We start from the raw sequence: 14,452 nt of genomic DNA on the forward strand, positions 1-14,452 counted from the left end.
TCTGGAAGCTAAACATGGCCTTATTACAAATTAGTGAACCTGGTTTGAGTGCTGCGCCGCATCAGCGTCGTCTGGCGGCCGGTATCGACCTGGGCACAACCAACTCGCTGGTGGCGACAGTGCGCAGCGGTCAGGCCGAAACGTTAGCCGACCATGAAGGCCGTCACCTGCTGCCGTCTGTTGTTCACTATCAACAGCAAGGGCATTCGGTGGGTTATGACGCGCGTACTAACGCAGCGCTTGACACCGCCAACACCATTAGTTCTGTTAAACGCCTGATGGGGCGCTCGCTGGCTGATATCCAGCAACGCTATCCGCATCTGCCTTATCAATTCCAGGCCAGCGAAAACGGCCTGCCGATGATTGAAACGGCGGCGGGGCTGCTGAACCCGGTGCGCGTTTCTGCGGACATCCTCAAAGCACTGGCGGCGCGGGCAACTGAAGCCCTGGCAGGCGAGCTGGATGGTGTCGTTATCACCGTTCCGGCGTACTTTGACGATGCCCAGCGTCAGGGCACCAAAGACGCGGCGCGTCTGGCGGGCCTTCACGTCCTGCGCTTACTTAACGAACCGACCGCTGCGGCTATCGCCTACGGGCTGGATTCCGGTCAGGAAGGCGTGATCGCCGTTTATGACCTCGGCGGCGGGACGTTTGATATTTCCATTCTGCGCTTAAGTCGCGGCGTGTTTGAAGTGCTGGCGACCGGCGGTGATTCCGCGCTCGGCGGCGATGATTTCGACCATCTGCTGGCGGATTATATTCGCGAGCAGGCGGGCATTCCTGATCGTAGCGATAACCGCGTTCAGCGTGAACTGCTGGATGCCGCCATTGCAGCCAAAATCGCGCTGAGCGATGCGGACTCCGTGACCGTTAACGTTGCGGGCTGGCAGGGCGAAATCAGCCGTGAACAATTCAATGAACTGATCGCGCCACTGGTAAAACGAACCTTACTGGCTTGTCGTCGCGCGCTGAAAGACGCGGGTGTAGAAGCTGATGAAGTGCTGGAAGTGGTGATGGTTGGCGGTTCTACCCGCGTGCCGCTGGTGCGTGAACGGGTGGGCGAATTTTTCGGTCGTCCACCGCTGACTTCTATCGACCCGGATAAAGTCGTCGCTATTGGCGCGGCGATTCAGGCGGATATTCTGGTGGGTAACAAGCCGGACAGCGAAATGCTGTTGCTGGATGTGATCCCGCTGTCGCTGGGCCTCGAGACCATGGGCGGCCTGGTGGAGAAAGTGATCCCGCGTAATACCACGATTCCGGTGGCCCGCGCCCAGGATTTCACCACCTTTAAAGATGGTCAGACGGCAATGTCTATCCATGTGATGCAGGGTGAACGTGAACTGGTGCAGGACTGCCGCTCGCTGGCGCGTTTTGCACTGCGTGGTATCCCGGCGCTACCGGCTGGCGGCGCGCATATTCGCGTAACGTTCCAGGTCGATGCCGACGGTCTTTTGAGCGTGACGGCGATGGAGAAATCCACCGGCGTTGAGGCGTCTATTCAGGTCAAACCGTCTTACGGTCTGACCGATAGCGAAATCGCTTCGATGATCAAAGACTCAATGAGCTATGCCGAGCAGGACGTAAAAGCCCGTATGTTGGCAGAACAAAAAGTAGAAGCGGCGCGTGTGCTGGAAAGTCTGCACGGCGCGCTGGCTGCTGATGCCGCGCTGTTAAGCACCGCAGAGCGTCAGGTCATTGACGATGCTGCCGCTCACCTGAGTGAAGTGGCGCAGGGCGATGATGTTGACGCTATCGAACAAGCGATTAAAAACGTAGACAAACAAACCCAGGATTTCGCCGCTCGCCGCATGGACCAGTCGGTTCGTCGTGCGCTGAAAGGCCATTCCGTGGACGAGGTTTAATATGCCAAAGATTGTTATTTTGCCTCATCAGGATCTCTGCCCTGATGGCGCTGTTCTGGAAGCGAATAGTGGTGAAACCATTCTCGACGTTGCGCTGCGTAACGGTATCGAGATTGAACACGCCTGTGAAAAATCCTGTGCTTGCACCACCTGCCACTGCATCGTTCGCGAAGGTTTTGACTCGCTGCCGGAAAGCTCAGAGCAGGAAGACGACATGCTGGACAAAGCCTGGGGACTGGAGCCGGAAAGCCGTTTAAGCTGCCAGGCGCGCGTTACCGACGAAGATTTAGTGGTCGAAATCCCGCGTTACACTATCAACCATGCGCGTGAGCATTAACAGAGGTTAGTATGGGACTTAAGTGGACCGATAGCCGCGAAATTGGCGAAGCACTGTACGATGCGTATCCCGATCTTGATCCGAAAACGGTTCGATTCACCGATATGCATCAGTGGATTTGCGATCTGGAAGATTTCGACGACGACCCGCAGGCATCCAACGAGAAAATCCTCGAAGCGATTTTGTTAGTCTGGCTGGACGAAGCCGAATAAATGAACGGGCTGCCTGGGGGTAGCCCGTTTTGCTGTTAAACGAATAAGGATAACTAAAATGACAGAAGAGATGAAAATTACCCTCTCTACCCAACCTGCCGACGCGCGCTGGGGAGAAAAAGCGACTTACAGCATTAATAATGATGGCATTACCCTGCATTTGAACGGGGCAGACGATCTGGGGCTGATCCAGCGTGCGGCGCGCAAGATTGACGGTCTGGGCATCAAACATGTTCAGTTAAGCGGTGAAGGCTGGGATGCGGATCGCTGCTGGACATTCTGGCAAGGTTACAAAGCCCCGAAAGGCACGCGTAAAGTGGAGTGGCCGGATCTGGACGATGCCCAGCGGCAGGAACTGGATAACCGCCTGATGATCATCGACTGGGTGCGTGACACCATCAACGCACCGGCAGAAGAATTGGGACCATCGCAACTGGCACAGCGTGCTGTTGATCTGATCAGCAACGTCGCGGGCGATCGTGTGACTTATCGGATCACCAAAGGTGAAGATCTGCGTGATCAAGGTTATATGGGGCTGCACACGGTCGGGCGCGGTTCAGAACGTTCCCCGGTATTGCTGGCGCTGGATTACAACCCAACAGGCGATAAAGAAGCGCCAGTGTACGCGTGCCTGGTAGGTAAAGGTATCACTTTTGACTCCGGCGGCTACAGCATCAAACAGACTGCGTTTATGGACTCGATGAAGTCGGACATGGGCGGCGCGGCAACGGTTACCGGGGCGCTGGCATTTGCCATTACGCGCGGACTGAACAAGCGCGTGAAGCTGTTCCTCTGCTGTGCGGATAACCTGATCAGCGGCAACGCGTTCAAACTGGGCGATATTATTACCTATCGCAACGGTAAAAAAGTTGAAGTGATGAACACTGATGCCGAAGGGCGTTTGGTGCTGGCCGATGGCCTGATTGATGCCAGTGCGCAGAAACCGGAACTGATCATTGATGCGGCGACCCTCACCGGGGCGGCGAAAACTGCGCTGGGTAATGATTATCACGCGCTGTTCAGTTTTGACGATGCGCTTGCCGGTCGCTTGCTGGCGAGTGCCGCGCAGGAGAATGAACCGTTCTGGCGTCTGCCGCTGGCGGAGTTCCACCGCAGCCAGCTGCCGTCTAACTTTGCGGAACTGAACAATACCGGAAGCGCGGCGTATCCGGCAGGCGCGAGCACGGCGGCGGGCTTCCTGTCGCACTTTGTTGAGAACTATCAGCAAGGCTGGCTGCATATCGACTGCTCGGCGACTTACCGTAAATCGCCGGTTGAACAGTGGTCTGCGGGCGCGACCGGGCTAGGTGTGCGCACGATTGCTAATCTGTTAACGGCGTAAACGTCTTATTTGGCCTACAAAATTGCGAAAATCCAATAGATTGAGATTCCCTTGTAGGCCTGATAAGCGTAGCGCATCAGGCACTTGTGCCCCGAACGTTGAATGAATTGTGGTTCTTATGTCCGAAACAAAAAACGAACTTGAAGATCTGCTGGAAAAAGCAGCAACCGAACCGGCGCACCGCCCGGCCTTTTTCCGTACGCTACTGGAATCCACCGTCTGGGTGCCTGGTACGGCGGCGCAGGGCGAGGCTGTGGTTGAAGATAGCGCGCTTGATTTACAGCACTGGGAAAAAGAAGACGGCACCAGCGTCATTCCTTTTTTCACCTCGTTAGAAGCACTTCAACAGGCGGTTGAAGACGAACAGGCATTTGTCGTAATGCCCGTTCGCACATTGTTTGAGATGACCCTTGGCGAAACGCTCTTCCTTAATGCCAAACTGCCAACCGGTAAAGAATTTATGCCGCGTGAAATCAGTTTGTTGATTGGTGAAGAAGGAAATCCGCTGAGCAGCCAGGAAGTACTGGAGGGCGGTGAATCGCTGATATTATCGGAAGTCGCAGAGCCACCAGCACAAATGATTGATTCTCTCACCACCTTATTTAAAACTATTAAGCCGGTGAAGCGTGCTTTTATTTGTTCAATTAAAGAGAACGAAGAGGCACAGCCTAATTTACTTATTGGCATTGAAGCCGATGGTGATATCGAAGAAATTATTCAGGCGGCGGGAAGTGTAGCGACCGATACATTACCTGGCGATGAACCCATCGATATTTGTCAGGTGAAAAAAGGGGAAAAAGGAATTAGCCACTTTATTACCGAACATATTGTGCCATTCTATGAACGTCGCTGGGGTGGTTTTTTGCGTGACTTTAAACAGAACCGGATAATCTAAAATATGCCGCCCCAAAGGGCGGCATTCGGGCTTACCTGCTGTTCTGAAGGTTGTTAACAACCAATAAATTGTTGCCGGAGAGACTCCGGTTATTATTTACCTCGGTTAACAGCGCACCAGAAACAATAAGTACGATACAAAAGCACCGTATCTTCATTGTGCGGTCCATGCGAAGACCGCATCACGACAGCACCACTGGCGATATTGCCGCGATAGCAAGCGCTGAGACGCGCTTGCCCTAACGGTCGCGGAACATCCTTTCCTTGAGCCAGCGCCCGCTTGCGAGACGGCGGAAAGGTCCGCAGTGGATAATACACTAACAGAACAATAATAACTCTCTTTTACTTGACAAAGAGAGAGTTACTGGCGAGTATTGTGTCCGCTGAGACGCGCTTGCATTACTACGGTAATACAATCTGCTGGAAAGGCCGCGAACCAAACCAGCAACAAATAACCGCCTGATTTTGGCGGTTTTTTGTTGTTTAAAGAAAGTGAAGTTACACGTTTAACTAATATCTTTTATCAGTTAGTATATTTTAATATTAAGCGGGATTTGTTTATATTTGTCTGAATTCGGACTGATAAGCTAAATGAATTCAAAATCTATCCTTTTTTATCTACTTGACATCGTTGATGCATAAAGCGAGTATTGAGTAGACGAGATACACTTGCAGTAATACAATCTGCTGGAAAGGCCGCGAACCAGACCAGCAATAAAAAACCGCCAAATTCGGCGGTTTTTTATTGCCTGTAAAAAGCTTATTTTACGGGCTCAACCGGTAAATCTGCTCGTGCGCCCCATTCACTCCATGCGCCGTCGTACAGTTTCACGTTTGGCACATCCAGCGTCGCGAGTGCCAACAAAACCACGGCTGCCGTTACACCAGAGCCGCAGCTGACGATAATCGGTTTGTCATAGCTGACGCCGCGACCAAAAAATATCGCATCCAGTTCATCGGTCGTTTTTAGTTCGCCTTCGCGCACCAGTTCTGTCCACGGAACGTTAAACGCGCCGGGAATATGTCCGCGACGTAAACCTGGGCGAGGTTCATCAACTTCTGCGTTAAAACGTGCAGCCGGGCGGGCATCGATAATTTGCGCCGTATTTTCATGGCTTGCCAATAACACATCGGTTACTTTCACCACGGCTTCAGGATTAAACGCGGCGTTAAACTCTCCTTCCGGCAGCTCTACTGCGCCTTCTTCAAATAGCAGATCATCACGCTGCCAGCCTGCAAGTCCACCACCCAGAATCGACACTTTCTCTACACCAAAGGTGCGCAGCATCCACCATGCTCGTGGGGCTGAGAAAAGATTACCTTCGTCATAGACAATCAGGTGCTTATCCTGGTTAACGCCTAATTCACGCATCGCCACGGCGAACGTTTCCGGGCGCGGCAGCATGTGCGGAAGCGGGGAAGTGTGATCAGAAAGCGCTTCGATATCAAAAAACACTGCGCCGGGAATATGTCCATTCAGATACTCCTGAGCAACGTTACGATCTTCCTGTCCAGGCGACGCCATGCGGGCATCGATAATCTGAATTTCCGGGTCATCAATATGTTCGGCGAGCCAGTCGGCTCCTACAAACCATGTCGTGGACATAGGCATCTCCATTTTTGCCGGGGTTAGGCTAAATTGTCGGATGTTTAGTGAAAAGCGACAAGCAAAAGAGGCTGATTTGGCTGTCTGAGCCACAATTCTCACTAAAATTCGGATTGTATGGGCGTGATACTGAATTACATAACGTAAATTCTCACGCATAATAATTATTCGACGTTGCTAACGGGCCATTGTGGCAGGGATGAAAAATGAAAAAGTTACGCGTAGCCGCCTGCATGCTAATGCTGGCGCTGGCAGGGTGCGACAACAACGATAACGCGCCAACAGCGGTGAAAAAAGATGCGCCTTCTGAAGTTACTAAAGCGGCCTCTTCAGAAAACGTGAGTTCAGCAAAACTTTCCGCGCCGGAGCGACAAAAACTGGCCCAACAGAGTGCCGGTAAGGCGCTGACATTGCTGGATCTCTCTGAAGTTCAACTTGATGGCGCAGCCACGCTGGTGCTGACGTTCTCCATTCCTCTCGACCCGGATCAGGATTTCTCACGCGTTATCCATGTCGTCGATAAGAAAAGCGGCAAAGTGGATGGTGCCTGGGAGCTGTCAGATAATCTTAAAGAGTTGCGTTTACGCCACCTCGAACCGAAACGTGATTTGATCGTCACTATTGGCAAGGAGGTCAAAGCACTCAACAACGCAACCTTCAGTAAAGATTACGAAAAAACTATAACTACCCGCGATATCCAACCCAGCGTTGGTTTTGCCAGCCGTGGTTCGTTGTTACCTGGTAAAGTTATTGAAGGGCTGCCGGTAATGGCGCTCAACGTTAACAATGTTGATGTTAACTTCTTCCGTGTGAAGCCCGAATCTCTGCCTGCATTCATTAGCCAATGGGAATACCGCAATTCGCTGGCGAACTGGCAGTCTGAAAAACTGCTGCAGATGGCGGATCTGGTTTATACCGGACGGTTTGATCTCAATCCTGCGCGTAACACCCGTGAAAAATTATTGCTGCCGCTGGGTGATATCAAACCGCTTCAGCAGGCAGGCGTGTATCTGGCTGTGATGAATCAGGCTGGACGTTACGATTACAGTAATCCCGCGACGCTGTTTACGTTAAGTGATATCGGCGTTTCAGCTCACCGTTATCACAATCGTCTGGATATCTTTACCCAAAGTCTGGAAAACGGCGCGGCCCAGCAAGGAATAGAAGTCTCTTTATTAAATGAGAAAGGGCAGACTCTGACTCAGGCAACCAGTGATGCTCAGGGGCATGTGCAGCTGGAAAATGATAAAAACGCGGCATTACTGCTGGCGCGTAAAGACGGTCAGACAACGCTACTCGATTTAAAACTTCCGGCGCTGGACTTAGCAGAATTTAACATTGCTGGCGCGCCAGGCTATAGCAAACAGTTTTTCATGTTTGGCCCGCGCGATCTTTATCGCCCTGGTGAAACAGTCATCCTCAATGGTTTATTGCGTGATGCAGATGGAAAAGCATTGCCCGATCAACCCATCAAGTTAGACGTGATTAAACCCGACGGGCAGGTACTCAGGAGCGTCGTTAGTCAACCGGAGAATGGCCTCTACCACTTTACCTGGCCACTCGATAGCAATGCGGCAACCGGTATGTGGCATATTCGCGCTAACACGGGCGATAACCAGTACCGGATGTGGGATTTCCACGTCGAAGATTTTATGCCAGAGCGCATGGCGCTGAATCTGACTGGTGAGAAAACCCCGCTAACGCCGAAAGATGAAGTGAGATTCTCCGTGGTGGGGTACTACCTGTATGGTGCGCCTGCTAATGGTAATACTTTGCAAGGGCAACTTTTCCTGCGCCCACTGCGTGAAGCTGTGTCAGCCTTACCTGGTTTCGAATTCGGCGATATAGCTGCCGAAAATCTTTCCCGCACGCTGGATGAAGTTCAGTTGACGCTGGATGATAAAGGGCGTGGCGAAGTTTCTACAGAAAGCCAGTGGAAGGAAACGCATTCCCCATTACAGGTTATTTTCCAGGGTAGTTTGTTGGAATCGGGCGGTCGCCCGGTGACGCGCCGCGCTGAGCAGGTTATCTGGCCTGCCGATGCATTGCCGGGGATCCGTCCGCAGTTCGCCTCGAAATCGGTTTACGATTATCGCACTGACAGCACGGTGAAACAGCCCATTGTTGATGAAGGCAGTAACGCCGCTTTTGACATCGTTTATAGCGATGCGCAAGGCGTAAAAAAAGCCGTGTCGGGCTTGCAGGTGCGCCTGATTCGCGAACGCCGCGATTACTACTGGAACTGGTCAGAAGATGAAGGCTGGCAGTCACAGTTTGATCAAAAAGATCTGATTGAAAATGAACAAACTCTGGATCTGAAAGCGGACGAAACCGGCAAGGTCAGTTTCCCGGTAGAGTGGGGCGCTTATCGTCTGGAAGTCAAAGCGCCGAATGAAGCGGTCAGTAGTGTGCGTTTCTGGGCTGGCTATAGCTGGCAGGACAACAGCGACGGGAGCGGTGCCGTGCGACCCGACCGTGTCACGCTGAAACTGGATAAAGCCAGTTATCGCCCTGGCGATACCATTAAGTTGCATATTGCTGCGCCAACGGCGGGTAAAGGTTATGCGATGGTCGAGTCCAGTGAAGGGCCGCTGTGGTGGCAAGAGATTGATGTTCCGGCTCAAGGGCTGGATCTGACGATTCCGGTCGATAAAACCTGGAATCGTCATGATTTGTATTTAAGTACGCTGGTGGTACGTCCTGGCGATAAATCTCGCTCTGCGACGCCAAAACGCGCAGTTGGGGTGTTGCATCTGCCGCTTGGCGATGAAAACCGTCGTCTCGATCTGGCGCTGGAAACCCCCACCAAAATGCGCCCCAATCAGCCATTAACCGTGAAAATTAAAGCCAGCAATAAAAATGGTGAGATGCCAAAACAGGTGAATGTGCTGGTGTCTGCCGTTGATAGCGGTGTGCTGAATATTACTGATTACGTTACCCCCGATCCGTGGCAGGCGTTCTTTGGTCAGAAACGCTATGATGCAGACATTTACGATATTTACGGTCAGGTCATTGAAGGTCAGGGGCGTCTGGCAGCTCTGCGTTTTGGTGGCGATGGTGATGAGCTGAAACGTGGTGGTAAACCGCCGGTCAATCACGTCAATATTGTCGCGCAGCAGGCGCTGCCGGTAACGCTCAACGAACAGGGCGAAGGCTCGGTTACACTGCCGATTGGCGATTTTAACGGTGAACTACGCGTCATGGCGCAAGCCTGGACGGCAGATGACTTCGGTAGCAACGAAAGCAAAGTGATAGTTGCCGCACCGGTGATTGCTGAACTGAACATGCCGCGCTTTATGGCGAGTGGCGATACCTCGCGTCTGACGCTGGATATCACTAATCTTACCGATAAACCGCAAAAACTGAACGTTGCCCTGACCGCCAGTGGTTTGCTTGAACTGGTCAGCGTTTCACCCGCAGCCGTTGAATTAGCGCCAGGTGTGCGTACTACGCTGTTTATCCCGGTGCGAGCATTGCCGGGTTATGGCGATGGAGAAATTCAGGCCACCATTAGCGGGTTAGCGTTACCGGGTGAAACCGTTGCCGATCAGCATAAGCAGTGGAAAATCGGCGTCCGTCCGGCGTTCCCGGCACAAACGGTTAATTACGGTACGGCGTTGCAGCCTGGTGAGACATGGGCGATTCCGGCGGATGGATTGCAAAACTTCTCGCCTGTTACACTGGAAGGGCAATTGTTGTTGAGCGGCAAACCACCGCTGAACATCGCACGTTATATCAAAGAGTTAAAAGCGTATCCGTACGGCTGTCTTGAGCAAACCGCCAGCGGCCTGTTCCCGTCACTTTATACCAACGCAGCCCAACTGCAGGCGTTGGGCATCAAAGGCGACAGTGATGAGAAGCGCCGTGCATCGGTCGATATCGGCATTTCCCGTTTGCTGCAAATGCAACGTGATAACGGCGGCTTTGCGCTGTGGGATAAAAACGGTGACGAAGAGTACTGGCTGACGGCTTACGTGATGGATTTCCTGGTCCGCGCAGGTGAGCAGGGTTACAGCGTGCCGACAGACGTCATTAACCGGGGAAATGAGCGTCTGCTGCGCTATTTACAAGATCCGGGCATGATGTCGATCCCGTACGCGGATAATCTCAAAGCCAGTAAATTCGCCGTACAGTCTTACGCTGCGCTGGTGCTGGCCCGTCAGCAAAAAGCACCACTGGGTGCGCTGCGTGAAATCTGGGAGCATCGTGCAGATGCTGCGTCTGGATTACCGCTGCTGCAACTTGGCGTTGCGCTGAAAACCATGGGGGATGCGACGCGTAGTGAAGAAGCGATTGCGCTGGCGCTGAAAACGCCGCGTAATGATGAGCGGAAATGGCTGGGTGATTACGGTAGCCCACTGCGCGACAACGCGTTAATGCTCTCCTTGCTGGAAGAAAATAAACTGCTACCCGATGAGCAAAACACTTTGCTGAACACGCTTTCGCAGCAGGCGTTTGGTGAACGCTGGCTATCGACGCAGGAAAGCAACGCGTTGTTCATGGCTGCCCGTACGATCCAGGATTTACCGGGTAAATGGCAGGCGCAAACCTCTTTCTCAACTGAGCCGCTGACAGGCGAGAAAGCGCAAAACAGCAATCTGAATAGCGATCAACTTGCCGCCTTGCAGGTGACCAACAGTGGCGATCAGCCGTTATGGCTGCGTGTGGATGCCAGCGGTTATCCGCAATCCGCACCTTTACCGGCGAACAATGTGCTGCAAATCGAGCGTCATATTCTTGGTACTGATGGTAAGAGCAAATCGCTGGACTCGTTACGTAGCGGCGATCTGGTGCTGGTCTGGTTGCAGGTTAAAGCCAGTAACAGCGTGCCGGATGCGTTAGTCGTGGATCTGCTGCCTGCGGGTCTGGAACTGGAAAATCAGAATCTGGCGAACGGTAGCGCCAGCCTGGAGCAAAGTGGTGGCGAAGTGCAAAACTTACTGAACCAGATGCAGCAGGCGAGCATTAAGCACATTGAGTTCCGTGACGATCGCTTTGTGGCGGCGGTTGCCGTTGATGAATACCAACCGGTAACGCTGGTGTATCTGGCGCGGGCGGTGACGCCGGGAACGTATCAGGTACCGCAACCGATGGTGGAATCAATGTATGTTCCCCAATGGCGGGCGACCGGCGCGGCTGAAGATTTGCTGATTGTCAGACCGTAAATGCCTCGCTTGTTAACCAAACGCGGCTGCTGGATAACGCTGGCAGCTGCGCCATTTCTCCTTTTTCTTGCAGCGTGGGGAGCAGATAAACTCTGGCCTCTACCGCTGCATGAAGTCAATCCCGCACGAGTGGTTGTGGCGCAGGATGGGACGCCGCTCTGGCGCTTTGCCGATGCGGAAGGCATCTGGCGTTATCCGGTAACAATCGAAGATGTTTCTCCACGTTACCTTGAAGCGCTGATCAATTATGAAGATCGCTGGTTCTGGAAGCATCCGGGGGTGAATCCATTCTCGGTGGCGCGCGCAGCATGGCAAGATCTCACTTCGGGAAGAGTTATTTCCGGTGGCAGCACGCTCACTATGCAGGTTGCTCGTCTGCTTGATCCTCACCCCAAAACATTTGGCGGCAAAATTCGCCAGCTCTGGCGCGCGTTGCAACTGGAGTGGCATCTGTCTAAGCGTGAAATTCTGACCTTGTATCTTAACCGCGCTCCGTTTGGCGGTACGTTGCAGGGGATCGGTGCGGCAAGTTGGGCTTATCTCGGAAAATCGCCTGCGAATTTAAGCTATTCCGAGGCGGCAATGCTGGCGGTTTTGCCGCAAACTCCCAGCCGTCTTCGCCCGGATCGTTGGCCGGAGCGTGCCGAAGCCGCGCGTAATAAAGTGCTCGAACGGATGGCCGTGCAAGGTGTGTGGTCCCGTGAGCAGGTAAAAGAGTCAAGGGAAGAACCCATCTGGCTGGCACCCCGACAAATGCCGCAACTGGCACCGCTGTTTTCGCGCATGATGCTCGGTAAAAGCAAAAGCGACAAAATCGTTACTACGCTGGATGCCGGTCTTCAACGACGTCTGGAAGAACTGGCGCAAAACTGGAAAGGACGATTACCACCGCGCAGCTCACTGGCGATGATCGTGGTTGATCATACCGATATGCGTGTTCGCGGCTGGGTGGGTTCGGTTGATCTCAACGATGATTCACGCTTTGGTCATGTTGATATGGTCAATGCGATCCGATCGCCAGGATCGGTGCTCAAACCGTTTGTTTATGGTCTGGCGCTGGATGAAGGCTTGATCCACCCGGCATCACTGCTGCAAGACGTTCCCCGGCGTACCGGTGATTACCGACCTGGCAACTTTGACAGCGGTTTTCATGGCCCGATCAGCATGAGCGAGGCGCTGGTGCGCTCGCTGAATTTACCTGCTGTGCAGGTGCTGGAAGCCTATGGGCCGAAACGGTTTGCGGCAAAGTTACGCAATGTTGGATTGCCGTTATATTTGCCCAACGGTGCTGCACCGAATCTTTCGCTCATTCTCGGCGGCGCTGGTGCAAAACTGGGGGATATGGCGGCGGCCTATACCGCGTTTGCTCGCCACGGCAAGGCAGGCAAATTGCGCTTACAGCCTGACGATCCGCTGCTTGAACGGCCTTTAATGTCGTCGGGGGCGGCGTGGATCATTCGCCGGATTATGGCTGATGAAGCGCAACCCTTGCCGGATGGTGCCTTGCCGCGCGTCGCCCCACTGGCATGGAAAACGGGCACCAGCTATGGCTATCGTGATGCCTGGGCGATTGGGGTTAACGCTCGCTATGTTATTGGGATCTGGACTGGCAGACCGGACGGCACGCCCGTTGTTGGTCAGTTTGGCTTTGCCAGCGCCGTACCATTGTTGAATCAGGTTAATAATATCTTACTGTCGCGCAGTGCGAATCTGCCGGAAGACCCACGTCCTGACTCTGTAAGTCGTGGCGTTATCTGCTGGCCGGGCGGACAGTCTTTGCCGGAAGGTGACGGTAACTGCCGCCTCCGCCTGGCAACCTGGCTGCTGGACGGGAGTCAGCCGCCAACTCTATTACTGCCGGAGCAGGAAGGCATTAATGGCATTCGTTTCCCCATCTGGCTGGATGAAAACGGCAAACGTGTTGCCGCTGATTGCCCTCAGGCGCGACAAGAAATGATAAATGTCTGGCCGCTACCGCTGGAACCCTGGTTGCCCGCATCAGAACACCGCGCTGTGCGCTTACCACCGGCCTCGACAATTTGCCCGCCATACGGTCACGATGCACAACTCCCACTACAGCTGACAGGTGTTCGCGATGGCGCGATTATTAAACGTTTACCGGGCGCAGCGGAAGCGACTTTGCCGTTGCAATCAAGTGGAGGGGCAGGTGAACGCTGGTGGTTTCTAAACGGCGAACCGTTAACTGAACGCGGGCGCAACGTGACCCTGCATTTGACGGATAAAGGCGATTATCAATTGCTGGTGATGGATGACGTGGGGCAAATCGCGACAGTGAAATTTGTCATGCAATAGTCTGTTTTGTCCCTGATTGTTGCTTAAACTAGGTTTATTTTAAAAAAATGTTACCTTCATCAATAGTCAACGGCCCTGTTGCTCATTATAATCCGCGCCATCTCGTACGCTGGTACAGACAACAACAGAACAATTTACAGAGGTAAAAATGGCTATTGAACGTACTTTTTCCATCATCAAACCGAACGCGGTAGCAAAAAACGTCATTGGTAATATCTTTGCGCGCTTTGAAGCTGCAGGGTTCAAAATTGTCGGCACCAAAATGCTGCACCTGACCGTTGAACAGGCTCGTGGCTTTTATGCTGAACACGATGGAAAACCGTTCTTTGATGGTCTGGTTGAATTCATGACCTCTGGCCCGATCGTGGTTTCCGTGCTGGAGGGTGAAAACGCCGTTCAGCGTCACCGCGATCTGCTGGGCGCGACCAATCCGGCAAACGCACTGGCCGGTACTCTGCGTGCTGATTACGCTGACAGCCTGACCGAAAATGGTACCCACGGTTCTGATTCCGTCGAATCTGCCGCTCGCGAAATCGCTTATTTCTTCGGCGAAGGCGAAGTGTGCCCGCGCACCCGTTAATAATTTCGTAAATGCTACGTGCAAACGTGGCATCCGTGCGCCAGAATTTGTACAATGCAGCGCCCCCGGACGAGCAGCCGCTCACCGGGGCGTTTCTTTTTTCAACCCTCCAGGGGCCATAACGTGTAATAACGAGGC

Annotated in this window: 10 protein-coding genes; 8 read left to right on the forward strand and 2 right to left on the reverse strand. The window is 53.2% G+C overall.

Features of this window, described 5'->3' with window-relative positions:
• Nucleotides 1–14 precede the first annotated feature (14 nt).
• From hscA to sseB, 5 genes are all read left to right on the forward strand, one after another.
• Nucleotides 15–1,865, forward strand: coding sequence for a Fe-S protein assembly chaperone HscA (gene hscA, locus ACJHWK_RS12835; RefSeq protein WP_001196617.1), 1,851 nt, complete (start codon nucleotides 15–17; stop codon nucleotides 1,863–1,865).
• A gap of 1 nt (nucleotide 1,866) precedes the next feature.
• Nucleotides 1,867–2,202 carry an ISC system 2Fe-2S type ferredoxin gene (gene fdx / locus ACJHWK_RS12840; RefSeq protein WP_001124471.1) on the forward strand — a complete coding sequence of 112 codons (336 nt, stop codon included), beginning with the start codon at nucleotides 1,867–1,869 and terminating at the stop codon, nucleotides 2,200–2,202.
• An 11-nt stretch (nucleotides 2,203–2,213) separates the two neighbouring features.
• Nucleotides 2,214–2,414 (forward strand): Fe-S cluster assembly protein IscX, encoded by a 201-nt coding sequence (gene iscX / locus ACJHWK_RS12845; RefSeq protein WP_000523616.1) that lies wholly within the window; start codon nucleotides 2,214–2,216, stop codon nucleotides 2,412–2,414.
• A 58-nt stretch (nucleotides 2,415–2,472) separates the two neighbouring features.
• The gene (gene pepB / locus ACJHWK_RS12850; RefSeq protein WP_001521059.1) at nucleotides 2,473–3,756 is read left to right on the forward strand and encodes an aminopeptidase PepB; all 1,284 of its coding nucleotides are present in this window, start codon (nucleotides 2,473–2,475) and stop codon (nucleotides 3,754–3,756) included.
• Nucleotides 3,757–3,874: 118 nt separating this feature from the next.
• The gene (gene sseB, locus ACJHWK_RS12855) at nucleotides 3,875–4,651 is read left to right on the forward strand and encodes an enhanced serine sensitivity protein SseB (protein ID WP_001521057.1); all 777 of its coding nucleotides are present in this window, start codon (nucleotides 3,875–3,877) and stop codon (nucleotides 4,649–4,651) included.
• Nucleotides 4,652–4,682: 31 nt separating this feature from the next.
• Here the strand turns inward: sseB and timP are convergent, their stop codons facing one another.
• Both timP and sseA read right to left on the reverse strand, forming a co-directional pair.
• Nucleotides 4,683–4,808 carry a small toxic inner membrane protein TimP gene (gene timP / locus ACJHWK_RS12860; RefSeq protein ID WP_004974226.1) on the reverse strand — a complete coding sequence of 42 codons (126 nt, stop codon included), beginning with the start codon at nucleotides 4,806–4,808 and terminating at the stop codon, nucleotides 4,683–4,685.
• Between the two features lie 602 nt (nucleotides 4,809–5,410).
• On the reverse strand, nucleotides 5,411–6,256 hold the full coding sequence (sseA, locus tag ACJHWK_RS12865; RefSeq protein ID WP_001521056.1) for a 3-mercaptopyruvate sulfurtransferase: 846 nt from the start codon (nucleotides 6,254–6,256) through the stop codon (nucleotides 5,411–5,413).
• 206 nt (nucleotides 6,257–6,462) lie between these two features.
• Here sseA and yfhM point away from each other — a divergent pair, with 206 nt between their 5' ends.
• The 3 genes from yfhM (at nucleotide 6,463) to ndk (ending at nucleotide 14,314) form a co-directional block, all read left to right on the forward strand.
• Nucleotides 6,463–11,421 (forward strand): alpha2-macroglobulin, encoded by a 4,959-nt coding sequence (gene yfhM, locus ACJHWK_RS12870; RefSeq protein ID WP_410234849.1) that lies wholly within the window; start codon nucleotides 6,463–6,465, stop codon nucleotides 11,419–11,421.
• Nucleotides 11,422–13,734, forward strand: a complete 2,313-nt coding sequence (pbpC, locus tag ACJHWK_RS12875; protein ID WP_001521053.1) for a peptidoglycan glycosyltransferase PbpC — start codon at nucleotides 11,422–11,424, stop codon at nucleotides 13,732–13,734.
• A 148-nt stretch (nucleotides 13,735–13,882) separates the two neighbouring features.
• Nucleotides 13,883–14,314 (forward strand): nucleoside-diphosphate kinase, encoded by a 432-nt coding sequence (gene ndk / locus ACJHWK_RS12880; protein WP_000963837.1) that lies wholly within the window; start codon nucleotides 13,883–13,885, stop codon nucleotides 14,312–14,314.
• The last annotated feature ends 138 nt before the right edge of the window (nucleotides 14,315–14,452 follow it).

Origin of the sequence: Escherichia sp. WS547 (genome assembly GCF_046486065.1) — a bacterium.
GTDB classification, from domain to species: domain Bacteria; phylum Pseudomonadota; class Gammaproteobacteria; order Enterobacterales; family Enterobacteriaceae; genus Escherichia; species Escherichia coli.